The organism is Chryseobacterium sp. DZ-32, from assembly GCF_059587025.1.
On record NZ_JCAIOM010000015.1, the window covers coordinates 49445 to 74487 of the forward strand.

Annotated in this window: 22 protein-coding genes; 12 read left to right on the top strand and 10 right to left on the bottom strand. The window is 37.7% G+C overall.

Features of this window, described 5'->3' with window-relative positions; all coding sequences use genetic code 11:
• Nucleotides 1-10: 10 nt before the first annotated feature.
• The gene (locus AC59HC_RS16720) at nucleotides 11-1093 is read right to left on the bottom strand and encodes a carbamoyl phosphate synthase small subunit (protein ID WP_110011103.1); all 1083 of its coding nucleotides are present in this window, start codon (nucleotides 1091-1093) and stop codon (nucleotides 11-13) included.
• A gap of 238 nt (nucleotides 1094-1331) precedes the next feature.
• Nucleotides 1332-2222 (bottom strand): aspartate carbamoyltransferase catalytic subunit, encoded by an 891-nt coding sequence (locus AC59HC_RS16725; protein WP_110011104.1) that lies wholly within the window; start codon nucleotides 2220-2222, stop codon nucleotides 1332-1334.
• A gap of 240 nt (nucleotides 2223-2462) precedes the next feature.
• Here AC59HC_RS16725 and AC59HC_RS16730 point away from each other — a divergent pair, with 240 nt between their 5' ends.
• Nucleotides 2463-2924, top strand: coding sequence for an Lrp/AsnC family transcriptional regulator (locus AC59HC_RS16730; RefSeq protein ID WP_002980286.1), 462 nt, complete (start codon nucleotides 2463-2465; stop codon nucleotides 2922-2924).
• A 431-nt stretch (nucleotides 2925-3355) separates the two neighbouring features.
• Here AC59HC_RS16730 and argH read toward each other — a convergent pair whose 3' ends face one another.
• The 8 genes from argH to AC59HC_RS16770 all read right to left on the bottom strand — a co-directional run bounded on the left by argH (nucleotide 3356) and on the right by AC59HC_RS16770 (nucleotide 12289).
• Nucleotides 3356-4660 carry an argininosuccinate lyase gene (gene argH, locus AC59HC_RS16735; RefSeq protein ID WP_110011105.1) on the bottom strand — a complete coding sequence of 435 codons (1305 nt, stop codon included), beginning with the start codon at nucleotides 4658-4660 and terminating at the stop codon, nucleotides 3356-3358.
• A 260-nt stretch (nucleotides 4661-4920) separates the two neighbouring features.
• Entirely contained in the window at nucleotides 4921-6003 is a 1083-nt protein-coding gene (locus AC59HC_RS16740) for a M20 family metallo-hydrolase (RefSeq protein ID WP_343642136.1), read from the bottom strand.
• Nucleotides 5978-6772: an acetylglutamate kinase gene (gene argB, locus AC59HC_RS16745; protein ID WP_496559022.1), complete on the bottom strand. Its 795-nt coding sequence runs from the start codon at nucleotides 6770-6772 to the stop codon at nucleotides 5978-5980. The genes AC59HC_RS16740 and argB overlap by 26 nt, the downstream gene beginning before the upstream one ends.
• A gap of 68 nt (nucleotides 6773-6840) precedes the next feature.
• Complete coding sequence (locus AC59HC_RS16750) at nucleotides 6841-7797, bottom strand: N-acetylornithine carbamoyltransferase (protein ID WP_429815484.1); 957 nt, start codon at nucleotides 7795-7797, stop codon at nucleotides 6841-6843.
• A gap of 240 nt (nucleotides 7798-8037) precedes the next feature.
• Nucleotides 8038-9177, bottom strand: a complete 1140-nt coding sequence (locus AC59HC_RS16755; protein WP_343642131.1) for an aspartate aminotransferase family protein — start codon at nucleotides 9175-9177, stop codon at nucleotides 8038-8040.
• 260 nt (nucleotides 9178-9437) lie between these two features.
• Nucleotides 9438-10403, bottom strand: coding sequence for an N-acetyl-gamma-glutamyl-phosphate reductase (argC, locus tag AC59HC_RS16760; protein WP_496559023.1), 966 nt, complete (start codon nucleotides 10401-10403; stop codon nucleotides 9438-9440).
• A 52-nt stretch (nucleotides 10404-10455) separates the two neighbouring features.
• Nucleotides 10456-11652, bottom strand: coding sequence for an argininosuccinate synthase (locus AC59HC_RS16765; protein ID WP_496559024.1), 1197 nt, complete (start codon nucleotides 11650-11652; stop codon nucleotides 10456-10458).
• A complete protein-coding gene (locus tag AC59HC_RS16770; protein ID WP_062670699.1) occupies nucleotides 11624-12289 on the bottom strand; it encodes a GNAT family N-acetyltransferase in 666 nt (221 codons plus the stop codon). Before AC59HC_RS16770 ends, AC59HC_RS16765 begins: the two co-directional genes overlap by 29 nt.
• A 160-nt stretch (nucleotides 12290-12449) precedes the next feature.
• Between AC59HC_RS16770 and AC59HC_RS16775 the strand changes: the two genes are divergently transcribed.
• The 11 genes from AC59HC_RS16775 to AC59HC_RS16825 all read left to right on the top strand — a co-directional run bounded on the left by AC59HC_RS16775 (nucleotide 12450) and on the right by AC59HC_RS16825 (nucleotide 24960).
• The gene (locus tag AC59HC_RS16775; RefSeq protein ID WP_062670701.1) at nucleotides 12450-12866 is read left to right on the top strand and encodes an IS1/IS1595 family N-terminal zinc-binding domain-containing protein; all 417 of its coding nucleotides are present in this window, start codon (nucleotides 12450-12452) and stop codon (nucleotides 12864-12866) included.
• A 292-nt stretch (nucleotides 12867-13158) separates the two neighbouring features.
• Entirely contained in the window at nucleotides 13159-14538 is a 1380-nt protein-coding gene (locus tag AC59HC_RS16780; protein WP_202843844.1) for a porin, read from the top strand.
• A gap of 226 nt (nucleotides 14539-14764) precedes the next feature.
• Nucleotides 14765-16345, top strand: a complete 1581-nt coding sequence (locus tag AC59HC_RS16785; protein ID WP_202843846.1) for an MFS transporter — start codon at nucleotides 14765-14767, stop codon at nucleotides 16343-16345.
• A 43-nt stretch (nucleotides 16346-16388) separates the two neighbouring features.
• Nucleotides 16389-16616 (top strand): DUF6814 family protein, encoded by a 228-nt coding sequence (locus tag AC59HC_RS16790; protein ID WP_062670707.1) that lies wholly within the window; start codon nucleotides 16389-16391, stop codon nucleotides 16614-16616.
• A 64-nt stretch (nucleotides 16617-16680) separates the two neighbouring features.
• On the top strand, nucleotides 16681-17139 hold the full coding sequence (locus AC59HC_RS16795) for a GNAT family N-acetyltransferase (RefSeq protein WP_496559025.1): 459 nt from the start codon (nucleotides 16681-16683) through the stop codon (nucleotides 17137-17139).
• Nucleotides 17140-17141: 2 nt separating this feature from the next.
• Entirely contained in the window at nucleotides 17142-17336 is a 195-nt protein-coding gene (locus AC59HC_RS16800; RefSeq protein ID WP_062670711.1) for a hypothetical protein, read from the top strand.
• Entirely contained in the window at nucleotides 17329-20031 is a 2703-nt protein-coding gene (locus AC59HC_RS16805) for an ATP-binding protein (protein ID WP_395974924.1), read from the top strand. The genes AC59HC_RS16800 and AC59HC_RS16805 overlap by 8 nt, the downstream gene beginning before the upstream one ends.
• 9 nt (nucleotides 20032-20040) lie before the next feature.
• A complete protein-coding gene (locus AC59HC_RS16810) occupies nucleotides 20041-20400 on the top strand; it encodes a response regulator transcription factor (protein ID WP_110011117.1) in 360 nt (119 codons plus the stop codon).
• 69 nt (nucleotides 20401-20469) lie between these two features.
• Complete coding sequence (locus tag AC59HC_RS16815) at nucleotides 20470-22356, top strand: AMP-binding protein (protein WP_496559043.1); 1887 nt, start codon at nucleotides 20470-20472, stop codon at nucleotides 22354-22356.
• A gap of 61 nt (nucleotides 22357-22417) precedes the next feature.
• Entirely contained in the window at nucleotides 22418-24325 is a 1908-nt protein-coding gene (gene acs / locus AC59HC_RS16820; protein WP_202843852.1) for an acetate--CoA ligase, read from the top strand.
• Between the two features lie 269 nt (nucleotides 24326-24594).
• Nucleotides 24595-24960: a hypothetical protein gene (locus AC59HC_RS16825; RefSeq protein WP_110011120.1), complete on the top strand. Its 366-nt coding sequence runs from the start codon at nucleotides 24595-24597 to the stop codon at nucleotides 24958-24960.
• Nucleotides 24961-25043 lie beyond the last annotated feature (83 nt).

A 25043-nucleotide genomic window follows, 5' to 3' on the forward strand; every position in this document is an offset into this window, starting at 1 on the left:
TTAATTATTGTTAAACTGGTACATTTTTAAATTGGTACATTAAATCAATAAACTCGTCAAACAGGTAGTTTGCATCTTCAGGACCCGGGCTTGCTTCAGGGTGATACTGAACGGAGAAGCAAGGGTGGATTTTGTGTTTTAATCCTTCGTTTGTTCTGTCATTCAGGGCGATGTGCGTTTCGATAAGGTCTGTCCCTTTTAAACTTTCCTGATCTACCGCATATCCGTGGTTTTGAGAAGTAATGGCTACTGTATTTTTCTCCAGATCCAATACCGGGTGGTTTCCTCCTCTGTGTCCGAATTTCAGTTTGAAAGTTTTTGCTCCGCAAGCAAGACCAATTAACTGGTGTCCTAAACAGATTCCGAAGATTGGGACTTTTCCTAATAATCCTCTGATCATGTCTAAAGCATGTGGTACATCTTCAGGGTCACCAGGACCGTTTGACAACATAATTCCGTCCGGATTCATCAATAGAATTTCTTCTGCTGTGGTATCCTGAGAAACCACGATGATGTCACAGTTTCTTTGAGACAGTTCTCTGATAATTCCCAGTTTGGCTCCGAAATCTACCAATACTACTTTGAAACCTCTGTTTGGATTAGCATAAGGTGTTTTTGTAGAAACCTCCTCAACCTGATTGGTAGGGAAAGTTGTTGATTTCAATTCAGAAGCTACTGCCGTTTCGTCAGCATCAGCATTTACAATTTTTCCTTTTACTACTCCATGGTTACGAAGAACTCTTGTCAGTCTTCTGGTGTCGATTCCTGAAATTCCTGAAAGGTTTTTCTTTTTAAATAATTCATCTAAAGTGATCTGAGTACGGAAATTGGAAGGAAGATCGCAAAGTTCTTTTACGATAAGCCCTTTGATTGCCGGCTCGATACTTTCATAATCATCACGGTTAATACCATAATTCCCGATAAGCGGATAGGTCATACAAACTATCTGACCGCAATACGATGGGTCAGAAATCAATTCCTGATACCCTGTCATTCCGGTATTGAAAACTACTTCCCCTGCAGTTTCCAATTCTGCTCCGAAACCTTCTCCATGAAACACTTCACCGGACTCCAGTATTAATTTTTTCTTCATTTTAAACTTTTATCTCTTATTATTTTATTATATGTCATTAACAGGTCGCCCTTACAGGGCTCAGATTTTTTTAATCATTTTTATTTCCATGGGTTTCACCCATTGCTATTAGCAGGTCGCCCCTACGGGGTTAGGATTATCTAAATCCTTTTGTTTCTATGGCTATTAACAGGCCGCCCTTACAGGGCTCTTTACCTTTTTACTTTTTACTTTTACCCTGGTTCTTTTACCTTGGTTCTTATTTAAAAGTATACCCTTTGCTTTCCAATGCTCCTTTTAGGATGGCCATTCTTGCGAATACTCCGTTTTGCATTTGTTTGAAGACTCTTGATCTTTCGCATTCTACAAGATCCGAATCTATTTCCACTCCTCTGTTGATGGGAGCCGGATGCATGATGATTGCTTCTTTTTTCATCGCCTTTTCTCTTTCTTTCGTCAGACCATATCTTTTATGGTATTCTGAAGCGGTGAAACTCATTGCGGAATCGTGTCTTTCGTGCTGGATTCTTAATAGCATTAACACATCCACTTCGCCGATCAGTTCATCTACTGACATATAAGTTCCGTTGATCAGGGCTCCTTCGTCAAACCACTGTTCCGGTCCCGAGAAGTATACTTTGGCTCCCAGTCTTCTTAGCGCCTCTGCATTTGAGTTGGCTACACGACTGTGTTTTACATCTCCTACAATTCCTACTTTCAATCCTTCAAACTTTCCGAATTCCTGATAGATAGTCAGCAAATCCAGCATACATTGTGAAGGGTGGTTTCCTGTTCCGTCTCCTCCGTTGATCACCGGAATGTTAATATTTTTCAGTTCTTCGAAGTATCTGTCTTTCTTATCGCGGATCACTACAAGGTTTACTCCTATACTTTCAATAGTCTTTACGGTGTCATAAAGACTCTCACCTTTGTTTACCGAACTGTGTGATGCATCAAAAGGAACTACCTGAAGTCCCAGTTTTCTTTCTGCAAGGTCAAAACTTGTTTTCGTTCTTGTACTGTCTTCGAAGAAAAGATTTGAGCAAAAAACTTCTCCTTCAATTTTAGCAGTTTTACCGTTTGCAAAAGCCAGTGCTTCTGTCAGTATACTGTTGATTCTCTCGGTGCTTAGTTCTGTAATCGTAAACATAATTCTAATTTTTGGGCATAAAAAAAGCGAAGACAACAATCTTCGCTAATAACAATAAATATCGTAAAGGGCGCTTTCGCCCGGTAAATCTAATGATATAAATGCTTTTTTATTCATTAGGTGCAAAGATACAACAATTTTATGAACTGGCAAAAATTATGTTTAAAATAAATTAAAAACTTCAGTCTTTCCTTATTCTCATTTAAAATTAATATTTTTGTTAACACTCAAATTTATTCTATGGATTTAAAAGACAAAATGATTCTCAGCATTATTCAGGAAGACTCTACATTATCGGTAAAAGAAATTTCCGAAAAGATAGGTCTTACCTTTACTCCTACGTATGAGCGAATCAAACAACTGGAGAAGCAGGGGATCATTCAGAAGTATGTGGGACTTTTAAACCGTGAAAAACTGGGTTTAAATATTGTAGTCTATTGTAATGTGCGTCTCAAGGAACAATCCAAGAAAGTTTTGGAAACTTTTGAGAACCATATCGGAAAATATGATGAAGTACAGGAAATCATCAGTCTTTCCGGAGAGTACGACTATATGTTGAAGATTATTGCCAAGGACATCAATTCTTATAACGAATTTGCGGTTAATGTTATTTCAAACATTCCCAATATCGGGCAGTACCACAGTTCCATTGTCCTTCACGAGGTAAAAAAATCTACCAAATTTAAAATTGATCTGGAATAATCCCTTCTATTTTAAACTCATTATTCATTCCTATTTCAATTGCTGAAAATCTTTGATTTTCTTGCGTCTTAAAAGAGTAATATTTATTATACAATTCCTTGCGCCTTTGCGTATACCAACCTTTTCATTTCTACTATTTTGTTAGAAAACGCAAAGACGCAAAAGAAATTTATAAACTTTATGCTGTAAGGCGCAAAGATTTTATCTCCGGTAAAATTTTATACAGCAGATTTAATCTCAATTTCCAACCATAGTCAGTTTAAAGATCAATCATCAAATTCAAAGAGCAGAGTAAAATCCAACCATTAAGATCACTTAAGCAGATAAGATTTAAGATTAAGGCTTCCACAACGAAAAGACAGCAGGCTAAAATAATTTTAGAAATTCTACTGATTTTTGCCTAAGTTTTGATGATCCTAATGGCTTAGATTCTAACCCAATAATTTATTTTTCAGTTTATTGAACTGATATTCTATTTTATCCAGACAAAGATTTCCTATACTTCCCTGATGGGTATGTTCAAGATTTCCGGGTTCAAATTCAAACGTATTGTTTTCAATTTCCTGCCCTACTTTTACATAAGCATCACGGAAAGAACTTCCGCTTTTCACCTCTTCATTGATCTTTTCCACACTGAAAAGGTATTTGTATTTCTCGTCCTCCAGAATCCCATCTTTCACCTTAATATTCGGTAAAGTATAGCTTAAGATTTCCAGACATTCCTTTAAAGAATCTATCGCAGGGAAAAGAATTTCTTTTGTCAGCTGTACATCTCTGTGATATCCTGAAGGCAGATTGCTTGTTAAAAGGATCAGTTCGTTTGGAAGTGACTGAATTCTGTTGCATCGTGCACGAACCAGCTCAAAGATATCCGGATTTTTTTTGTGCGGCATAATACTGCTTCCCGTAGTAAATTCTTTTGGAAAACTGATAAAATCAAAGTTCTGGCTCAGATAAAGACATACATCATAAGCGAACTTGCCAAGCGTTCCCGCTAAAGTGGCCATCGCCATGGCCAGCATTTTTTCTGACTTTCCACGGGTCATCTGAGCGTACACAGAATTGTAATTCATGGACTGGAAGCCTAAGTTATAGGTGGTACTTTCACGATTGATCGGAAAAGACGAACCATAACCTGCTGCTGATCCCAGTGGATTTTTATTAATGATATTCTTCACTGAAAACAGCATTTCCACATCATCCAAAAGCGCTTCTGCATAAGCTCCGAACCACAACCCAAATGATGAAGGCATCGCAATCTGGAAATGGGTATATCCCGGAAGCAGAACATTTTTATGCTGATCTGCCAGCTGAATTAAAATCTGAAAAAACTCGTCTGTAAGAGCTGTAATTTCACGGATTTCATCCAATAAATACAATTTGATATCCAGTAAAACCTGATCATTTCTTGATCGTGCCGTATGGATTTTCTTTCCCGTATCTCCTAATTCTTCAATCAGGATCGCTTCTACCTGAGAATGGATATCCTCAGCTTCTTTATCAATTTCAAAAGTCCCATCCTCAATTTGATTTAAAATACTATTTAAAACAGATAACATCTGCTCTGATTCTTCTTTTGTAATAATGCCGGTTTCTGCCAGCATTTTACAATGTGCCATAGAACCTTTAACGTCATATTTGGCTAAACGCTCGTCGAAGTCAAGATCTTTACCGACTGTAAATTGATTGACTAATATATTGGTGGCAAGGTCATCCTTCTGCCATATTTTTTTCATGATAATATTTGATTTAAATATTTGTTGGTTTTGACATGCCCGGCAAGGCAATCCTTATTACTAATAACTATAAAAAAACATTTCCTTATGTAAAGCTTTCATTTTTAATTTTCTTTTTGCATAAATCTTATTAAAAACTGAACTTCTAGAGCCCGCCGGACGGAGTCAAAACATATATTGAGCTGGAAGCCTGAGGCTGGAGGCAGGAAGCTAATAACATACTGCAAAAACTTCCCTCTTCCTACACCCATCTTCCATTTTTATAACACTTTTTCTAAAATGCTGATGTAAATTTCTATTCCTTCTTCTATTTCATGGATATAGATAAATTCATCTGCTGTATGAGAGCGCCTGCTGTCTCCAGGACCTATTTTCACTGATGTACATGGAATAATCGCCTGATCTGAGGAAGTAGGTGAACCATAGGTTGTCCTTCCGACTTCAATTCCTGCTTTTACAAACGGGTGATCCATTTCGATCTTGGAGGAATTCAGCCTGAACGATCTTGCTTTTAATGTAGATTTCATCTGAGACTGAATGATTTCAAATGCTTCCTGATTGGAATATTCATCCGTTACCCTCACATCCAATGTAAAATTGCACGATTCCGGAACCACATTATGCTGTACTCCTGCATGGATTCCTGATAAAGTAACTTTAACTTCGCCCAGATATTCTGAAACCTTCGGAAATTTAAAGGAAAGAATATTCTGCAGATCCTGCATACATTTTACAATTGAGTTATCATCATTAGGATGAGCGGCGTGAGAAGGAGTACCTTTCATTTCTCCATCAATCACAAGAAGTCCTTTTTCTGCAATCGCCAGGTTCATCTGCGTGGGTTCTCCTACAATGGCGAGTTCTATGTTGGGTAGCTGCGGAAATAAGGCTTCGATTCCATCAAATCCTGAAATCTCCTCCTCTGCCGTCAAAGCAATAACTAAATTATATTTTAAATCTTCTTTATCATAAAAATGTAAAAAAACCTGTGCCATAGAAACCAGAGAAGCTCCTGCATCATTGCTACCCAATCCGAACAGTTTACCTTCTTTTTCGATCGGTACAAACGGATCAAGTGTATAAGCTTTATTAGGCTTTACCGTATCGTGATGGGTATTCAGTAAAACGGAAGGCTTAAACACATCAAAGTGTTTGTTCACCGCCCAGATATTATTTTTAAAACGTTTGGTAGGAATCTGATGTTTTTTGAAAAAATTTTCAATCTCTACCGACGTATTGAATTCATCTTTACTGAATGAAGGAATCTCAATCAAATTTTTAAGCAATCCGACCGCGTTATTCAACAGTTCTTCTTTATTATAAACAGATTTCAGTTCCTGCATGATGATTTTCTATATAGTTTTTCAGTTCTGTTTCTTTGATCAGAAACACTTTATTTACATTATTTTTTATCGCTCCAAGAGCATTTTCAAGTTTGGGTAAAATCCCTTTATGAAGTTTTCCTTCTTCTTTTAATACCGTGAATTCTTCTTCATTGACACTTCTGATCACCGATTCCGGATCATTCACATCTTCCAAAACACCTTCTTTATCAAAACAATACAACAGTTCAACTTCATATTTCTCAGACAAAGCCTGCGCCATCACAGAAGCAATGGTATCTGCATTGGTATTGAAAAGATTTCCTTTTCTGTCGTGGGTAATCGCAGAAAATACAGGAACAAGATCCAGTTTGATGAGTTTTGAAACCAGCTTTCTGTTTACACTTTTCTTGGTAATATCCCCCACAAATCCAAAATCGATTTCAGGATGTTCTCTTTTCTTAGCTTTAATTAAATTTCCGTCTGCCCCCGAGAATCCTATGGCATTGCATTTTTTCTGCTGCAGCTTTTCAACAATATTTTTATTAATTCCTCCCGCATACACCATCGTTACAATGTCCAAAGTTTCTTTATCCGTAATCCTCCTGCCATTGATCATTTTCTGCTCAATGCCCAGTCTATCAGCCAGCGTTGTTGCCAGCTTGCCACCGCCATGAACAAGGATTTTCTTTTCAGTAATTTCAGAAAACTGTTCTAAGAATTGGCTTAATAATTCCTCATCATCAATTAAAGCTCCGCCAATTTTTATGATGTATAACTTTTCTTTCATTGTAAACATTTTGGGATACTTGATCTTTTCTATCCTTGTCAAGGTTTTGAACCTTAACAAGGATTATTTTAAGCTTTTAATTCATCTAAAATTTCACTGAATACGGCTTGTGCAGAGAAAATCCGGTTTTTTGCCTGCTGATAAATGATAGAATGGTCTCCATCCATCACCTCATCACTCAATTCTACATTACGGCGAACCGGAAGGCAGTGCATTACTTTCGCATTATTGGTATTGGCTAATTTTTCATTCGTGAGCATCCAGTTTCCCTTCACTTCTGGCATTGCAGCATAATCATCAAAAGAAGACCAGTTCTTCACATAGATAAAGTCTGCATCTTTCAACGCTTCATCCTGATCATGGATTACTTTCACATCTTTGGTAAAGTTTTTATCTAAATCATACCCTTCGGGATTAGCAATCACCAATTCCACATCCATTTCCTGCATCCATTCTGCGAAAGAATTTCCAACAGCATGAGCGATAGGCTTGATGTGTGGCGCCCATGTTAATACTACTTTTGGTTTATAGTCTTTTTTCCAGTTTTCTGTAATGGTGATGCAATCTGCAAGACTTTGTAAAGGATGGCGTGTAGCTGATTCCAGAGAAATGACAGGTACTTTTGCATGCTTTTCAAACTGGGTCAGGATGCTTTCATTCACATCATCTTCTTTGCTCTTCATCCCTGCAAAACAACGTACCGCAATGATGTCACAATATTGATTTAACACTTCAATAGCATCTTTGATATGTTCTACCGTGTCTCCGTTCATTACCGCTCCATCAGCAAATTCAAGATTCCAGGCTTCCTGTGCTGCATTTAACGTCAATACATTCAACCCAAGATTTTGAGCTGCAATCTGACTGCTCAGACGGGTTCTCAAACTTGAATTTAAAAATACAAGTCCGATTGTTTTTCCCTTTCCTTTTTGTGTTTCAGTAAGGGGGTCTGCTTTTATCTGTAAAGCTTTTTTTATGATTTCCTGTAAGTTTTCTACATCACTTACAGAGGTAAATTTTTTCATTTTAAACTAATTTTAAAGATTGTGTTTACACATTGATTGTTGATCTAACCACAAAAGGCACAAAAGTTTTTACTAAAACACTTTAGAACACTTAAGTTTTAAAAGTTGATTATTTTGAAAATATATAAGCTCACAGAAGAAGAAAATCAAAGATTTTCGAAAACTTAAGTGCACTTCTTAAGCCTGTAGTATTTTCTTAAAATCACTTAAGTGTTTAAATTCTTTTGTGACTTTTATGGTTTAAATATTTCCAAGCACTGCTTTCAAAGCATTGATGAAAAGATCCGTTTCCTCTTTTTTGATATTCAGTGCCGGAAGAATCCTTAAAACACTTTTATCATTAGAGTTTCCAGTGAAAATATGATGATCGAACAGTAATTCTTTCCTTACTTCTGAACAGTCTCTGTCGAGTTCTATTCCGATCATCAATCCTTTCCTTCGGATAGATTTAATATGTGGTAAATCTTTAATTTCATTTTCAATATACTCACCCATCTGTTGCGCATTTTCAAGAAGATTTTCATCTTTCATGACATCCAGCACAGCAATAGAAGCGGCACAGGCAAGGTGGTTTCCTCCAAATGTCGTTCCCAGCAAACCGTTGCTTGCCTGGAATTTAGGATGGATTAAAACTCCGCCCACAGGGAAACCATTTCCCATTCCTTTAGCCGTAGTAATAATATCTGCTTCTACACCAAATTCCTGATGCGCAAAGAAATATCCGCTTCTCCCATACCCGGACTGCACTTCATCCAAAATAAGAACAGTATCATATTTTTCACATAATTCTTTGATTTTAGATAAAAATTCCGGTGTTGGAATCATAATTCCTCCTACTCCCTGAATTCCTTCGATGATTACGGATGAAATTTCATTTCCAAATTTTTCAAAGGTTTCTTCAAGCTCTTGTATATCATTCCATTCTGATTTGATGAATCTTTCAGAAAAATTAACCGGAGCTACAATTTTCGGATTATCAGTTACTGAAACCGCTGCAGAGGTTCTGCCGTGAAATGAGCCTGAAAAGTAAAGCACTTTGCTTTTTCCGTTATGAAATGAAGCCAGCTTCAATGCATTTTCATTGGCTTCTGCTCCGGAATTACACAGGAAAAGGTTATAATCTTCATATCCTGAAAGTTTACCCAGTTTTTCCGCTAACTCCGTCTGCAATTCATTCTGAACAGAATTGGAATAGAAAGAAATTTTTTCAAGCTGATCTTTCAGCTTATTCTGATAGTGTGGATGGTTGTGCCCGATAGAAATCACAGCATGACCTCCGTAAAAATCAAGATATTGCTCTCCTTTGTCATCCCACAGAAAAGATCCCTGTGCTTTAACCGGATTTATGTTGAATAATGGATATACGTTGAATAAATTCATTTTTTTATTTTTTATTTTTCTTTTGTCTTAAAACAAAAGAAACAAAAGTTCAAGACCTGGAAACTTCCGTTAAAAATTAGTTCTATTCACTAAAAATTCTAAAACTTGTGCGAAATCCGAATTGGTTCTTCGGTTTTCTATTTTCCTCGCACTTCGAACAGTAGAATTTTCTTAACGTTCATAGAATTAATTTTCTTAACGCTCCATTTTCCTAAGTCGGATTTACTTTCTGTTAAAATTCTCAATTACTTACCGTCAATTTAAAATGCTATCGGTTTCAGGTTTAATCCTGCATTTTCCTCCCAGTTCATAGCCAGATTCATATTCTGTACGGCCTGCCCCGAAGCACCTTTTAACAAATTGTCAATCGCTGAGTGAATAACGACAACATTTCCACTCTTTTCGATTTGAATCACACAGCGATTGGTATTGACAACCTGCTTTAAATCCACTGCCTTCCTGCTTACTGTAACAAAAGGCTCCTCTGCATAAAAATCCTGATACAAATGTTCTATTTCCTCCAGCTCCAGCTCCGTCTTCATGGTGGAACTTGTAAAAATCCCTCTTGCAAAATCTCCTCTCCAAGGAACAAAGTTCAGGTTTACTTCTTTATTATTGAATGCAATCAGCTGCTGCAAAATCTCATCCACATGTTGATGAGTTAATGTTTTATAGGCTGAAACATTATCATTTCTCCAGGTAAAATGAGTCGTTGCCTGCAGAGACTGCCCGGCTCCTGTAGAACCTGTAATTCCTGTAGTAAAAACTTCATTTAACACTTCTTTCTCCGCCAATGGCAACAAAGCCAACTGAATGGCCGTAGCAAAACATCCCGGGTTCGCAATACTTTTAGCACCCACTAGTTGTTTTTTATTAATTTCCGGCAATCCGTAGATAAAATTTCTGCTTCCGAAATTTCCTTCTAAGCGGAAATCGTTTCCAAGATCAATCACCAGCGTTTCATCCTTGACAGGGTTCTGCGTTAACCAGTTTTGACTTTCTTTATGCGGAAGACACAGAAAAAGAATATCTACGTCTTCAGATTTATCCGTCAAAACCATTTCACAAACCGTCGTTAAATCCGGGTACAGATCCGAAATTCTTGTTCCCGAATTCGAACGACTATATAAAAAACTCAATGTCACATGGGGATGAAAAGCCAGTAAGCGTATCAGCTCACTTCCTGTATAACCGTTGGCACCAATAATTCCTACTGTTTTCTTCATTTTAATTCTGACAGCATTTTGTTCTGCCTTTCATTACATCGTCCTTGCGGAACTAGTTGATATTTTGGTTAATCTGGTGGTAAATATTTAAAGAATTGCTTACAATCTTCGTATATCCTTTCACATCATCGCCTGTCCATGCTCTGTTCGCTTCTCCATAGCTTCCGAATTTGTCGGACATCAGATCATGATCAGATTCAATTCCATTCAAAATAAATCTGTAAGGATGAAGAGTTACAAATACTTTCCCGGTTACTGTTTTCTGAGAATCTGTCAGGAAAGACTCAATATTTCTCATCACAGGATCTAAGAAAAGCGCTTCATGAAGCCAGTTTCCATACCAGTCGGATAACTGCGACTTCATCATTTGCTGATATTTTGAAAGCGTATGTTTTTCCAATAAATGATGCGCTTTGATAATCACCGATGCTGCAGCTGCTTCAAACCCCACACGTCCTTTAATCCCAACAATAGTATCACCTACATGGATATCACGGCCAATTCCATATGCTGAAGCCAGTTCTTCTATTTTTTGAATGGCGTATACACAGTGGTCAAAGCTTTCTCCATTGACAGCTATAACTTCTCCGTTTTTAAACTCAATTTCAAGTTCTGAAGGCTGAGTTTCTTTAATCTGGGACGGAAAAGCTTCTTCCGGCAGGTAATTTCTTGAAGTTAAAGTTTCTTTACCACCTACTGAAGTTCCCCAAAGTCCTTTATTAACAGAATATTGAGCTTTATGGAATTCCATTTCATACCCATGCTGCTTCAAAAACTCAATCTCTTCCTCACGGGATAAAGCCATATCACGGATAAGCGTAATGATTTCGATATTCGGACACATTACCTGGAAGATGAGATCAAAACGAACCTGATCATTCCCAGCTCCTGTACTTCCGTGAGCAATGGCATCTGCCTGTACTTCAATGGCATATTTTGCAATCTCCTGCGCCTGAATAGTACGTTCAGCACTTACCGATAGAGGATATGTATTATTTTTCAATACATTCCCGAAAATCAAATATTTCACACATGAATTATAGTAATCTTCCTGAGCGTCTACGCACCTGTACTCTTTTACTCCAAGGTTTAAGGCTTTTCTTTCCAACTCTTTTTCTTCTTCTTTTGAAAAACCTCCGGTGTTTACAGTAACAGCATACACATCATACCCTAGTGTTTCACTAAGATATTTAGCACAGTAGGAAGTATCTAAACCTCCGCTAAACGCTAAGATGACTTTCTTTTTCATCTGGACTCTTTTTATTTTTATTAATGGTCACATGGAATTCATCAAAATCTTTCTGAATCATTCCATCATATTTATTTTCAGGCAGATTATTCACTACCTCCTCTTTTTTTTTATCGTTTTCCGGAACAAATAACATGGCTGTACACAGACAGTTTTTGCGTTCCTTCATCATTAAAATCTCATAGTTCACGCAGTTCTTGCATCCGTTCCAGAATTCTTCATCCTGAGTCAGTTCAGAATAGATCACGGGTTTATATCCCAAATCACTATTGATTTTCATCACTGCCAAACCTGTTGTTAATCCAAATACTTTCGCATCCGGATATTTGTCTCTAGATAACTGGAAAACTTTCTGCTTGATCTGAGTCGCTACTCCCCCGTTCCTGAATTTCGGTGACACAATCAGCCCCGAATTGGCCACAAACTTCCCATGCGACCAGGTCTCTATATAACAGAAACCTACCCACTCACCGTTTTCAGTGGCAACCACAGCATTGCCTTCTGAAATCTTCTTACTCAAATATTCTATGGAACGTTTTGCGATCCCCGTTCCTCTACGCTGTGCAGAATCGTACATTTCCTGCTGTATTTCACTCACATACATTAGATGTTCGCATGAGGAAATTTCTATTTCCATTTATTTATCTAAATTTTTTGGCAAATTTAAAATATAATTTCTTTTAAATCCAAATAAAAAAGATATTTTTTTTGTTTTAAAATTTTAAACAGGTAAAATTATCTTTATTTAAAAATATACATTTGCTAATTTATTATATATTTGCTAAAATAATATAGTTATGGAAAACACCTGTCCTAAATGCAAGAGTATCAAAGTAGTAAAAAGCGGCATTATCAACAATAAACAGCGCTTCCACTGCAAAGACTGCAATTATTATTTTACTGTTAAAAAACTGGGAAAACAAATTGACGATTACTACGTAACCAAAGCTCTTCAGCTTTATCTGGAAGGTTTAAGTTACCGTGAAATTGAAAGAATTATCGGTGTTTCTCATGTTACCATAAGCTCATGGATTAAAAAATACAATATCACAAGACCTCCCCATTCCGAATTCCATCCTGTTTATAAGATACTAAAGCAGAGCGAACTGATTGAATATATCGCTCAGGAAGAGAATATTAAAAACTCCGGAATTATCATCACCCAATTTGCCGATAAGTATATGCTGATTAAGTGGGAACGGTTTAAGAAGTAGTACGGGGTACGAGTTACGGGATGCGGGATGCGGGGTGCGGGGTTTCGGGATGCGAGTCATGAGGTTTAAAAACAGAGGTAAAAATACTCTTATAAATAACTTTATATCAAATATTTAAAAAAAAGTATGATTTTAAAATCTTAAACACCAAACCTCGAACCCCGAATCCCGAAAATCAAAGTCTATCAAATACCAACTATACTATTACCACTAATATATATTAAATTTTCATAAATAAATTATTAATTACAATTTGGCATTCACAAAAAACAACGCCAAAAATTGATAATTTATGAAGAAATTACTTACATTCATTGGATTAGCTTTAATCAGTAGTTCCTTATACTCACAAGGTTCTCCTGATTATGGCAGTGGCTTAAAACTTAACCTCAACCAAAACGGGGATAAATTCGTCAGATTTATTTTATGGGACCAGTTTTGGGTAAGAAATACATCTATGAACCCCGGAACCATGGTAGGCGGTGAACCCACTGACAACTCATGGAGTCTGGGAAACAGAAGGTTACGTGCATTAACATACGCACAGATCTCTAAGAGATATATGATCCTGCTCCATTTCGGAATTAATAATCAGACTTTCATCAATGGCGGCGCTTCAGGCACCTCAGGAACAGGAGGTTATGGAAACGGAAAGAAAACCCAGCTGTTCTTTCATGATGCCTGGAACGAATATGCAGTTATTTTACCTGGAGAAGCGGGAAAATTCAGTTTAACTTTAGGGGCCGGACTACACTACTATATGGGGCTTTCCCGTATGACCATGGCTTCCACGCTTAACTTCCTTACATTAGATTCTCCTGTTTTTTCATGGCCTTTGATTGATAATTCAGATCAGTTTGCAAGACAGCTTGGAATGTTTGCCAAAGGAAAGTACGGAAAACTGGAATATCGTTTCAGTTTAAATAAACCTTTCGCCACAGATCTTGTTCCTGTGAATGTAACAGATCCTTCAAAAGCAGTAGCCGTAGACAATAATGGAAATCCAAGTTTTTCAAAAGCAGGGTATGTTGAATATCAGTTCCTTGATGAAGAATCCAACACACTTCCTTTTAAAGTTGGATCTTACCTGGGAACAAAAAAAGTCTTCAATGTAGGTGCCGGTTTTTATCATCAGGCTGACGGAACAAGAACTTCTGTCAATTCAAACATTGAAAAACATGATATTACCCTTTTTGCTGTAGATGCGTTTGCAGATATTCCTTTGGGTGAGGCAAAAAATAAAATGGCCGTTTCTGCCTATGCCGGATATTATAATTACAATTTCGGACCGAACTATGTAAGAAATCTGGGAACCATGAATATTGGCGCCTCTGATCCTAATTTTATAGGGAATAAAGCCATTGCAGGACCAGGAAATCTACAGCCAACCATTGGAACAGGTAATATTATCTACGCTCAGGCAGGTTTACTATTACCGAGTCAGGCAGAAAAGCCAAAAATCAGAATACAGCCTTTTGCTGCTTATACTCATAAAAGTTTTGAGGCTTTTGATAAATCTTCATCTCAGTTTGATGTCGGAGCCAATTGGTTTATAGACGGACATCACGCAAAAATAACGACACAGTATTCCACAAGACCTGTTTATACAAATCCTACGGAAAGTCCTTCTTCTAAAGGAGAATTTATTGTACAGTTTCAAATCTACCTTTAAAATTTGAACCATTAAGAATTAAGATGGATTGGGAATTGACTAAGTCGAATCTTCGATTTCTGACGAATGAAGAATCTTACTGACATCCAGACACACATGAGATTCTTCATTACATTTCATTTCATTCAGAATGACACTTTTTTGAAATAGTTTCATTCAAAGCCCTTAACGGTTCAAAAAATTCAAATTAATAATCCTATTCCACTAACATCAAAAACTAATCAATATGAGCGAAAATCATCACGAAAGCTACGAAAATATGACCGACAGGCAGAAAAACCGCACCATCTGGAGTGTGATCACTGCCTCATCTCTCGGAACATTGATAGAATGGTATGACTTCTATATCTTTGGAAGTCTGGCCGTTGTTTTAGCCACCAAATTTTTCCCTGCGGATAATCCTACTGCCGCATTTTTATCTACCCTGGCCACTTTTGCTGCCGGATTTGTAGTAAGACCTTTCGGGGCATTATTTTTCGGGAGACTGGGAGATCTTATCGGAAGAAAATATACTTTCCTGGTTACGTTACTGATTATGGGATTTTCCACTTTCCTGATCGGATGTATTCCAAGTTATGAAACCATTGGATTTCTGGCGCCGGTTTTGGTTTTAATTTTAAGATTACTTCAGGGGCTTGCTTTAGGAGGTGAATACGGAGGTGCTGCCACGTATGTCGCAGAATACGCACAACCTCATCGCCGCGGATACTGGACCTCCTGGATCCAGACAACAGCAACAGCCGGACTTTTCATTTCATTAATTGTTATTCTGATCACCAAGACCACTCTTTCTGCAGAAGAATTTGATACGTGGGGATGGAGAGTTCCATTCTGGATCTCCATTTTGATGGTGGCCGTATCTTACATTATCAGAAAGAACATGAAAGAATCTCCTCTTTTTGCGAAAGCCAAAAGTGAGGGAAAAACATCCAAAAACCCTTTAAAGGAAAGTTTCGGAAACAAATACAATTTCAAATTTGTACTATTGGCTTTATTCGGGGCTGCGATGGGACAAGGTGTGATCTGGTATACAGGACAATTCTATGCCATGAGTTTCCTTCAAAAGGTCATGAATGTAGAATCGGCGCAGGTAGATTCATTGATGGCTACGGCTTTATTTTTAGGAACACCCTTCTTTGTATTCTTTGGATGGCTTTCTGACAAAATCGGCAGAAAAGCAGTGATGATGACCGGAATGCTGATCGCTATTTTAGCGTACAGACCTATTTACGACAGCATGTTTAAAAGTGTAAACCTCGAAAACAAAACAATTGCAGCAAATGGAATTACAGAAAAAAGAACGGCGAAAATCCACAATGATATTGCGACAGACAGCCTGGTGACTTTTCACAAAGAAACACTTTATACAGACGGAACTTTAATTAAAAAAGACAGCGTAGTTCATTGGTCTCCATCAGGAGTTGCTATGAAAGACGGAAAACCGGAGGAAGCCAAAGTTTCTCAAAGTTTAAAATTAAGTGACAACACCAAATGGTACCTGGTATTCCTTGTTTTCATCCAGGTGATCTTTGTAACCATGGTTTACGGACCTATCGCGGCTTTCCTTGTTGAAATGTTTCCTGTGAGAATCCGTTACACCTCAATGTCATTACCTTATCATATTGGAAACGGGGTATTCGGAGGACTTCTTCCGGCGGTAGCCACTTATCTGGTAACTACAGGAAAAGAAGCAGGACATACAACATGGTATCTGGAAGGACTCTGGTACCCGATTGGAGTCGCTGCCGTATGTTTGATCATCGGATTATTTTATCTTAAAAATAAGAACAATAATCTTCACGATTAGGTACTGAATCACTCAAATTTTTATTAATTTTAAAACTACTAAAATGAACGGACTAAAAAAAATATTAGGCATTCTCTGGATCGCAATAGCAGTAATTGTGGGTTACTTCGGAATTACCGTACTGGGAATCCCGAAAATAACTTCCGGAAAACAGGAAGATCTGGTTTTTGGCATCATTATTCTTTTTGTACTGATGCCCATTATCTCGGGCGGAATGGCAGTTTTTGGTTATTACGCCTTAAAAGGAGAATATTCTGACGATAAAATTTAAAAGCAAAAAACAGATCATTGATGAATGCGGCATTCATCAATGATCTGTTATCAATTATAAAAAAATGGATATCACGATTAAAGCAATTCCACGTCCTTCTCAGGATAAGAACGTTATTGACCTCATCTGCAGATTAAATACTTCTCTTATTACAATCTCTGGTGAGAGTGGAAGCAAAAGTGCAAACCTTGATGACTTTTCTCAGGAGAAAGCTTTGTTCCTCATTGCTGTAAGTGATGAAAAACCCATAGCCTGTGGAGGTTTTCGCCCCCTTTCACCAGAAATATGTGAAATTAAACGCATGTTCTCCCTGGAAAAAAATATAGGCCTAGGCGGAAAGATTCTCTCGGCGTTAGAAAAAGCCGCAAAACAATTCGACTATAAATACATCTATCTGGAAACCCGTAAAAAAAATGACAATGCCATAAAGTTTTATCTGAAAAACGAATATAAGGTCATTGAAAATTATGGAATTTACATCGGACGTGAAGAAGCGATATGCTTCAGTAAGGAAATAAAATAATTATGAAAAAAAGACATGAACAAAAACTTATCATACTGAGCGTAGGGCTTATGATTGCTTTCAGCATTCCTATTTCACTGCTTTTCAATAGTGACAGGGAAGTTTTGGGCTATCCTATGATCCTTATTTACCTGTTCGTGGTCTGGATGATTTCCATTGTGATTTCTTTTGTAATTGTAAAAAGACATGATGAGTAGTTTCGCATTATTTTTTGTCGTTCTGTTTTATCTGGCCCTCCTTTTCTTAGTTGCCTACCTGGCAGAGAAGAAAAGAAGCAAGCTTTGGATCAATAATCCATACATCTATGCTTTATCTCTTGCTGTATATTGTACTGCCTGGACGTATTATGGAAGTATCGGTGTGGCAGCGACAAGCGGATTAAACTATTTACCAATTTACATTGGACCTATTATGATTATTCCGGCATGGATCTATATCAATACCCGGATTGTAAGAATTTCAAGGGTCAACAAAATAAGCAGCCTGGCCGATTTCATTTCATTGAGATACGGGAACAGCAGAAGCCTGAGTGCCATTATCACGATAGTCTGCCTTTTGGCAATCGTTCCTTATATCGGGCTGCAGATTAAAGCCATTTCGGAAACCTTCCATCTGGTAACTGAAACTCCGATGTCGAAAGACATTCTGACTGATAATGCAACTTTCGTGGTAATTTTAATCGCTTTATTTTCTTCTTATTATGGAACACGATATGTGGATGCTTCAGAAAAACGGCTTGGAATTATCTCTGCCATTGCTCTGGAAAGTTTTTTAAAGCTATTTTTTATTATTATTCTCGGATTTTTTGTCATTTATTATGTTTTTGATGGTTTCTCAGATATTTATGAGAAAGCCAGTAAATTTGAAGATTTTAAAGAAAAAAACACCTTCAACGGAATTGAAGGTGCCCTGAACTGGATGGTTCTCTGCATGATTTCCGCAACAGCGATCTGCATTCTCCCAAGACAGTTCCACACTGCTATTGTTGAAAACAGGCAGGAAAAGCACATCAGAACAGCTATTTGGTTTTTTCCGCTTTACCTTCTAATCTTTACTGTATTTATTTTCCCGATTGCCTGGGGAGGAAGATTAATTTTTGACGGACAGAAAGTAAATCCTGAGTTCTACTCTATTCTGATTCCACAACATTTCGACAATACTTTGATCACAGTATTCGTCTTTCTTGGAGGATTAAGCTCATGTATTTCCATGATCATTATCTCTGCCATTACTTTATCCATCATGCTTTCCAACAACCTCATCATTCCATACGGATTGCTGGGAAAATTAAAATCTGAAAGCGAGGAGCAAAATACAAGAATCATCACCAATATCAGGAAGTTCAGTATTTTCGCATTGATCATTATGGCTTTTGCCTTCTACAAGTATTTCATTTTGAAAACTTCCCTGGATTCGGTAGGATTAATCTCATTTGTCGTGATTGCACAGCTGGCACCTGCATTTTTCGGAGCTTTATTCTGGAGAAGAGGAAGCTATAAAGGTGCTGTTACAGGACTTTTAGCCGGATTGGTAATATGCTATTTCGGGCTGATTATTCCCCAGTATTATTTTTCGTACAATCAGGAATTTAAAGGGGTCTTGAGGGATATGTATAATGCTTTCGGTTTTTTTACCATTCCTTATTTAGGAAGAATTCCACAGATCTTTTTCTGGTCGATGCTGGTCAATACAAGCCTGTTTACCATAGTTTCCGTAAGTTCAAAAGGAAATTACCGCGAAAGAAACTTTGCTGAGCTTTACGTAGATATTGATAAGTACATTCAGAATCACGAAAATGCTTTCATCTGGCGCGGAACAGCCTACATATCTGATATTCAGAATATTCTGGAACGTTTCTTAGGTAAGAATAAAACGGAACAGGCCTTAAGGATTTTTAATTTAAAATATAACATCGACTCCAATACTGAGACAGCCGATTCAAGGTTTATCAAATTCTCAGAAAACCTTTTGGCCGGAAGAATCGGTACAGCTTCCGCAAAAATATTGATTGAAGGAGTAACCAAGGAAGATAAAATATCTTTAAAAGAAGTTTTAAACATTCTCGAAGAATCGCAGGAAAATATCAGCTTGAATAAAAAGCTTACCGAACAGTCTGCAGAACTTCAGAAACTGTCTAATGATCTGAGGACTGCCAATGAAAGTCTGATTATTAAAGACCGTCAAAAAGACGATTTTCTGGATTCTGTCGCTCACGAGCTAAGAACTCCGATTACGGCCATCCGTTCAGCAGGAGAAATTTTAGCGGATGACGATGATATCCCTTTTGACATCAAACAGGAGTTTTTAAACAACATCATCACAGAATCCGACAGATTAAGCGAAATCATCAATGATATTCTTTATCTGGATAAATTGCAGCATGGTGAAATCTCTTTGCATATTCAGGAAAATAATATTGTTGACACGTATAAAAAAGCATTGAGTCCGCTCCTTCACCTGATACAGCAGAAAAATATTCATTTAAGTGAAGTTAATCTCCTGAATCAGTCTATATTTGAATATGATGAAGCAAGAATGATTCAGCTGTTTCAGAATATCTGGGGAAATGCTTTAAAATTTACGGAAGAACATGGCACCATTCAGACCAAATTGTTTGAAAAAGATCAGCAGCTGATCATTACCATCTTCAATACCGGAAAGCATATTCCGGAAGAGGATCTGGAAATGATTTTTGATAAATTTTATCAATCGAAAAACCAAAACATATTAAAGCCTACAGGAAGCGGACTGGGATTAGCCATTTCCAAAAAAATTGTAGAGGCACATGGAGGAAGTATAAAAGCAGAAAACAGCGGGCTGGGCGTAACTTTCACCATCAACATTCCCAAAAAAACTAAAAAAGAGATTACAGATGAAGTTGAACACCATTAAAACCTTCTTATGAGAAAGATAATCATTGCGGATGACGAACACAAAATATTGATGTCGTTGGAATACAGCTTTAAGAAAAACGGATATGATGTTTATATTGCCCGTGACGGAATGGAAGTCCTTGACTTTTTGAAAACCATGGTTCCGGATGTGATTCTTCTCGATATTATGATGCCGAATCTGGATGGCTACAGCACCTTGGATCTTATTAAACAGGATGAAAAACTGAAAGACACCAAAGTGATTTTTCTAAGTGCTAAAAATAACCCAAGAGATATTGAAAAAGGATTGGAAATGGGAGCTGACGCTTACGTTACAAAACCCTACTCGATTAAGAAACTGATGCAGCAGATTGAGGAGATGTTTTAAGAGATTGCTTCGCATGCGGCTCGCAATGACATGCAGACACTAAACACAACTATTGACCTTAATATTGATATGAATACAGATACCTTATTTAAACAAAGCATAGAAAACAAAGAAGACTTCTGGAAGGAACAGGCCGGGAAAATACAATGGTTTGAATTTCCGCAACAGATTCTTTCCAATGGTGAGAACGATTACCCACAGTGGTTTTCTGACGGAAAGCTCAATATGTGTTACTTATGCATTGACAGACACATTGAAGACGGATTCGGGGATCAGGTTGCAATTATCTATGATTCTCCTGTAACCCATCAGAAGAAAACCTACACATTTCATCAGGCAAAAGAGGAAATAGCAAAACTGGCTGGAGGACTGGTTTCTTTAGGATTAAAAAAAGGAGACACAGCCGTTATTTATATGCCTATGATTCCGCAGACACTTTTTGCCATGCTGGCATGCGCAAGAATCGGGGTGATTCACAATGTGGTTTTCGGAGGCTTTGCTCCTCACGAGCTTGTTGTCAGAATTGATGACTGCAAACCGAAAGTTTTAATCACAGCTACAGCCGGTGTGGAAATTGCAAAGAGAATCCCTTATCTGCCACTGGTAGAAAAAGCAATTGAGCTGGCTCAGGACAAAGTAGACAATATTGTTGTATACAACAGAAAATTAGTAGATAATCAGGATGAGATGTTTGACGGATTGATTGATTATGAAGAACTGTTAGAAAAATCAGCTCCTGCGGACTGCGTTTCTGTAGAATCCACTCATCCGCTTTACCTTCTTTACACCTCAGGAACTACCGGAAAGCCTAAAGGGATCGTTCGTGACACGGGAGGTTATGCCACTGCATTACAATTCTCAATGACTTATATCTATGGTGTAGAACCGGGAGAAACGTATTGGGCTGCTTCAGACTTCGGATGGGCGGTTGGCCATAGCTTTTCCGTGTACGGACCCTTAATCAATAGAAACACGACTGTTATTTTTGAAGGAAAACCCATCATGACTCCTGATGCAGGAACTTTCTGGAGAATTATCTCAGAATATAAAGTTTCGGTGATGTTTACGGCCCCTACTGCTATCAGAGCTATTAAAAAAGAAGATCCGAACGGAGAACTGGTAAAAAAATACGATTTAACCCATTTTAAAAAACAGTTTCTCGCTGGTGAAAGATGCGATGTTGCCACTTTGGACTGGTTTGCAGAACATATTGGTGTTCCGGCAATAGACCATTGGTGGCAGACAGAATCCGGCTGGCCAATGCTGGGGTTGTTGACTCATGATGAAAATTATCAGATCAAAAGAGCATCTGCAGGAAAGCCTGTTCCGGGATATGATATTAAAATATTTGATGAAAACGGTTACGAACTCAATCCTCATCATGAAGGTTATCTGGTGATCAAACTTCCCCTCCCACCTGGCGCCATGCTTGGAATATGGAAAGACTACGCCCGTTTTGAAAGCAGTTACCTGTCTCAGTATAAAGGGTATTATTTTTCGGGAGACGGTGCTATTCAGGATGAAGACGGCTATATTTTCATTACAGGAAGAGTGGATGATGTGATTAATGTAGCAGGACACAGGCTTTCGACCTCTGAAATGGAAGAAATTGTTTCCTCACATCCTGATGTTGCCGAATGTGCCGTTGTAGGTATTGATGATGATTTAAAAGGACAGGTTCCTTTTGCCACAGTGGTTTTGAAAAACGGCTCGGCGATTTCTGAAGAAGATATTGAAAAAGATATCGTTCAGATGGTTCGCAACAAAATCGGAGCAGTTGCTTTTTTAAAAAACGTAATGGTTGTCAAACGTTTACCCAAGACGAGATCCGGAAAAATTTTAAGAAAGCTGATCCGGACACTGCTGGACGGTAAAGATTTTCAGATTCCATCCACTATTGATGATGAAAAAATCATTGAGGAAATCCAGGAAAAAATCCAGGTTTATAGAGCTTAAATAGGAAATTAAACATAAATTTAAAATATAATAAATTCAAATTTCAAAAAACGATAGGGATATGAGAAATTACTTAATAGAAGATTTACCACAATATTTTGAAGACTATAAGAAGTCTATCAAAAATCCTAAAAAATTCTGGGATAAAGTTGCAGATCAAAACTTCGTGTGGTATCAGAGATGGAGCAAGGTTGTTAAGTACGACATGAATGAAGCGAAGATCACCTGGTTTAAAAATGCGAAACTCAATATTACCAAAAACTGTCTCGACAGACATCTTACCATCAGAGGAGAAAAAACAGCAATCATCTGGGAACCCAACGATCCTAAGGAAGAAGCACAGTATATTTCTTACAGCGAATTATACACCCGGGTGAATAAAACGGCCAATGTTTTGCGCGATATGGGTATTGAAAAAGGAGACAGGGTCTGTATTTATCTTCCTATGATTCCTGAACTGGCTGTTACGATGCTTGCCTGTGCAAAACTGGGAGCTGTTCATTCTGTTATTTTTGCAGGATTCTCAGCTTCAGCAGTGGCTTCAAGGGTCAATGACTGTGAAGCCAAAATGGTTATCACATCGGACGGAAGCTACAGAGGTAATAAAGTTCTGGATCTGAAAAGCATTGTAGATGATGCGCTGGAAAAAACGCCGACCGTGGAAAAAGTTCTTGTTGTAAAAAGAACCCACAACGAAATTAAAATGCAAGAAGGAAGAGATTACTGGATGGCCGATCTGTATGAAAAAGCTTCTCCTGATTTTGTTACTGTCATTATGGATTCTGAAGATCCTCTTTTCATTCTTTATACTTCCGGATCTACAGGAAAACCTAAAGGAATGCTGCACACCTGCGCCGGGTATATGGTGTACACCGCATATACTTTTAAAAATGTATTCAACTATAAAGAAAATGATATTTACTGGTGTACGGCAGATATCGGATGGATCACAGGACACTCCTATATTCTTTACGGGCCGCTGCTGAATGGTGCTACTACAGTGATCTTTGAAGGCGTTCCTACTTATCCGGAACCGGACCGTTTCTGGGAAGTGATTGAAAAACACAAGATCACTCAGTTTTATACGGCACCTACTGCGATCCGTTCCTTAGCAAAAGAAAGTGCTGAATGGGTGGATAAGCATGATCTGAGTTCTCTGAAAGTCATTGGTTCTGTAGGTGAGCCCATCAACGATGAAGCATGGCACTGGTTCAACGATCATGTGGGAAAGAAAAAATGTCCGATTGTAGATACATGGTGGCAAACGGAAACCGGAGGAATTATGATTTCACCTCTTCCTTTTGTGACGCCTACAAAGCCTACTTATGCTACTCTTCCACTTCCAGGTGTACAACCCGTTCTGATGGATGATAAGCGCAATGAAATCACAGGAAATCAGGTGACAGGAAATCTTTGTATCCGTTTTCCATGGCCGGGAATCGCAAGAACCATCTGGGGAGACCACCAAAGATATAAAGAAACTTATTTTACAGCTTTCCCTGGAAAATATTTTACAGGAGACGGAGCTTTGAGAGATGAAGTGGGCTATTACAGAATTACCGGGCGTGTAGATGATGTAATTATCGTTTCAGGGCATAATCTTGGGACAGCTCCTATTGAAGACAGCATCAACCAGCATCCGGCTGTTGCAGAATCCGCCATTGTAGGTTACCCTCATGACATCAAAGGAAATGCGCTGTATGGCTATGTAATGCTTAAAGAAACCGGAGAAGGACGTGATAAGGAAAATCTTAAAAAGGAGATCAATCAGTTAATTTCGGATCAGATCGGACCCATTGCGAAACTGGATAAGATACAGTTTGTTTCCGGGCTTCCGAAAACCCGTTCCGGAAAGATCATGCGTAGAATTCTAAGAAAAATTGCCGAAGGTGACTTCAGTAATTTTGGAGATATCAGTACGCTTTTAAATCCTGAAATTGTAGAAGAAATTAAAAACGAAAGAATTTAATTAATCATTATTTAACCAATGGAAGCCCCGGAATTTATTTCGGGGCTTTTTATTATAGTACAGTAAATAAAGGAATTTAAATACATCATCATCCGATGCTATTGTCTATTATCCGATTGTTAAAATTAAACACCCGTTCAATAATTATTTTTAAATATTATCTTTTTCTATTAAAAACAGAATGTTAATTAACAAATTATATTGCCTTAAATGCAATGATAATCAGAAAATTATTAGTAACTTTAATGGGAACTTAAAACCAATTAACTATGTCACATATATTAGCTGGAGTATTTGGTCATCACAGCGACTACAAAAAACTGGAAAGTGATCTGGAAAATTCAGGATTTGAAAACTCAGATTATATTGTATACCTTACTGATGGTTCCGGTAATTCTCAATTTCTGGCAAGTGTTACCGTAAATGACCTTAATCAGATTGATCTTGCACGTAATGCATTTATTCAGAATGCTGCATTGAAATCCTATTTATTTGAAAACATGAAGATCAATGAAACCAATTATGATACCATCAAAAAATATATTGATGCAAGAAACAGAGCAGAAATCCACAGCAGCCCTGATATTAAAATCAAAACGTCAAGTGACGGTATGAATTCTGAAGTGAAATTCTAATCGATATAAAATCTAATAGCCGGAGATCCGTAGTGTTATACTGCGGATCTTTTATGTTTGAAAAAAGTAAAAAATTTCGTATT

What these genes read in the sequence shown, in the direction of transcription:
- AC59HC_RS16720 (WP_110011103.1), bottom strand. Translation starts at nt 1,093, where the DNA reads ATGAAGAAAAAATTAATACTGGAGTCCGGTGAAGTGTTTCATGGAGAA.
- AC59HC_RS16725 (WP_110011104.1), bottom strand. Translation starts at nt 2,222, where the DNA reads ATGTTTACGATTACAGAACTAAGCACCGAGAGAATCAACAGTATACTG.
- AC59HC_RS16730 (WP_002980286.1), top strand. Translation starts at nt 2,463, where the DNA reads ATGGATTTAAAAGACAAAATGATTCTCAGCATTATTCAGGAAGACTCT.
- argH (WP_110011105.1), bottom strand. Translation starts at nt 4,660, where the DNA reads ATGAAAAAAATATGGCAGAAGGATGACCTTGCCACCAATATATTAGTC.
- AC59HC_RS16740 (WP_343642136.1), bottom strand. Translation starts at nt 6,003, where the DNA reads ATGCAGGAACTGAAATCTGTTTATAATAAAGAAGAACTGTTGAATAAC.
- argB (WP_496559022.1), bottom strand. Translation starts at nt 6,772, where the DNA reads ATGAAAGAAAAGTTATACATCATAAAAATTGGCGGAGCTTTAATTGAT.
- AC59HC_RS16750 (WP_429815484.1), bottom strand. Translation starts at nt 7,797, where the DNA reads ATGAAAAAATTTACCTCTGTAAGTGATGTAGAAAACTTACAGGAAATC.
- AC59HC_RS16755 (WP_343642131.1), bottom strand. Translation starts at nt 9,177, where the DNA reads ATGAATTTATTCAACGTATATCCATTATTCAACATAAATCCGGTTAAA.
- argC (WP_496559023.1), bottom strand. Translation starts at nt 10,403, where the DNA reads ATGAAGAAAACAGTAGGAATTATTGGTGCCAACGGTTATACAGGAAGT.
- AC59HC_RS16765 (WP_496559024.1), bottom strand. Translation starts at nt 11,652, where the DNA reads ATGAAAAAGAAAGTCATCTTAGCGTTTAGCGGAGGTTTAGATACTTCC.
- AC59HC_RS16770 (WP_062670699.1), bottom strand. Translation starts at nt 12,289, where the DNA reads ATGGAAATAGAAATTTCCTCATGCGAACATCTAATGTATGTGAGTGAA.
- AC59HC_RS16775 (WP_062670701.1), top strand. Translation starts at nt 12,450, where the DNA reads ATGGAAAACACCTGTCCTAAATGCAAGAGTATCAAAGTAGTAAAAAGC.
- AC59HC_RS16780 (WP_202843844.1), top strand. Translation starts at nt 13,159, where the DNA reads ATGAAGAAATTACTTACATTCATTGGATTAGCTTTAATCAGTAGTTCC.
- AC59HC_RS16785 (WP_202843846.1), top strand. Translation starts at nt 14,765, where the DNA reads ATGAGCGAAAATCATCACGAAAGCTACGAAAATATGACCGACAGGCAG.
- AC59HC_RS16790 (WP_062670707.1), top strand. Translation starts at nt 16,389, where the DNA reads ATGAACGGACTAAAAAAAATATTAGGCATTCTCTGGATCGCAATAGCA.
- AC59HC_RS16795 (WP_496559025.1), top strand. Translation starts at nt 16,681, where the DNA reads ATGGATATCACGATTAAAGCAATTCCACGTCCTTCTCAGGATAAGAAC.
- AC59HC_RS16800 (WP_062670711.1), top strand. Translation starts at nt 17,142, where the DNA reads ATGAAAAAAAGACATGAACAAAAACTTATCATACTGAGCGTAGGGCTT.
- AC59HC_RS16805 (WP_395974924.1), top strand. Translation starts at nt 17,329, where the DNA reads ATGAGTAGTTTCGCATTATTTTTTGTCGTTCTGTTTTATCTGGCCCTC.
- AC59HC_RS16810 (WP_110011117.1), top strand. Translation starts at nt 20,041, where the DNA reads ATGAGAAAGATAATCATTGCGGATGACGAACACAAAATATTGATGTCG.
- AC59HC_RS16815 (WP_496559043.1), top strand. Translation starts at nt 20,470, where the DNA reads ATGAATACAGATACCTTATTTAAACAAAGCATAGAAAACAAAGAAGAC.
- acs (WP_202843852.1), top strand. Translation starts at nt 22,418, where the DNA reads ATGAGAAATTACTTAATAGAAGATTTACCACAATATTTTGAAGACTAT.
- AC59HC_RS16825 (WP_110011120.1), top strand. Translation starts at nt 24,595, where the DNA reads ATGTCACATATATTAGCTGGAGTATTTGGTCATCACAGCGACTACAAA.